We start from the raw sequence: 909 nt of genomic DNA, 5'->3' as shown, positions 1-909 counted from the left end.
TTCATGCCAGTTTTAAGGTTATGACTCATGGCAATCAGTTGTACTCTGGTTTTGTTTCTCTCTAGTCCAAGGTATCTTGCCTTGCCTAAACCGTGATGAAGTTTTAGCAAGCCAAAAGTGCGTTCTAGGACTTGGAACAAGTCCAAGTTGGGGCTTTGCTTCAAACCTCAAAAAAGATTATTGATACAGAAAAAATAATGCGTAAACTATTAATTTTGTGTCCAGTCAAGTGGGGGAGGAGTTTTAGCTTGTCCTCATTATTTCTTTTAGTGTTAACGCTTGAATTTACCTACTGCGTTAGCAGTCGGCTGGTAGGATTATATTGGCTTAAATACCATCCAATATAAATTAGCCAATGGCAACAAAGTTGCTAATACGCCAAAAACTATCCATAACTTCCCTAATTTCCAATATTGTTTTGGTATCGGCTCTTCTTCAGAAAATTGTTTAGCTATTCTTGCTTGTTTAATTTGTACTGGCAGTAATATTGCCACCCAAATAATACCAGATGCTACAAACAACCAGTATCCCCAAGCCAACCACTTTATCATGAAATAGTCTAGTTCGTGTAGCATTGTATTACCTATCCCTGTAACTAAAACAAGTAAAACACCACCTAGAGTGAAAACATAGTCAGTAAGTGTTACTTGGCGTTGAGCGAAAGCAATGATGTGTTTGTTTTTTGTGCGATCAGCCATTACTTTCCACCAGCCAGTGATAATAATATTGCCAAGAAATAAAACCACGCCAAGTATGTGTAAACTTTTTAATAATAAATAAGTATTCATTGTTTTATCCTTTTTTTAGTCTATTTTAATTGATATTGTTTGGTCGCCATTAATTATAATTTTTGCCTCATCAAAAGTAGGCTCTCCAAAAACATCTGCACCACTAAAGCCGTATTTTTCT

General features: G+C 35.9%; 2 protein-coding genes. Both read right to left on the bottom strand.

Going from position 1 to position 909, the window contains the following annotated elements; genetic code table 11:
* On the bottom strand, positions 1–140 hold a 140-nt coding region (locus BTHERMOSOX_RS12160), incomplete at its 3' end, for a transposase (protein WP_171004775.1).
* Positions 141–317: 177 nt separating this feature from the next.
* Positions 318–788: a DUF2269 family protein gene (locus tag BTHERMOSOX_RS11615; protein WP_138121242.1), complete on the bottom strand. Its 471-nt coding sequence runs from the start codon at positions 786–788 to the stop codon at positions 318–320.
* Positions 789–909 lie beyond the last annotated feature (121 nt).

The organism is Bathymodiolus heckerae thiotrophic gill symbiont (assembly GCF_900128515.1).
Lineage (GTDB): Bacteria > Pseudomonadota > Gammaproteobacteria > PS1 > Pseudothioglobaceae > Thioglobus_A.
The sequence above is the reverse complement of the archived record's forward strand: the minus strand, read 5'-3'. Positions and strand labels throughout refer to the sequence as shown.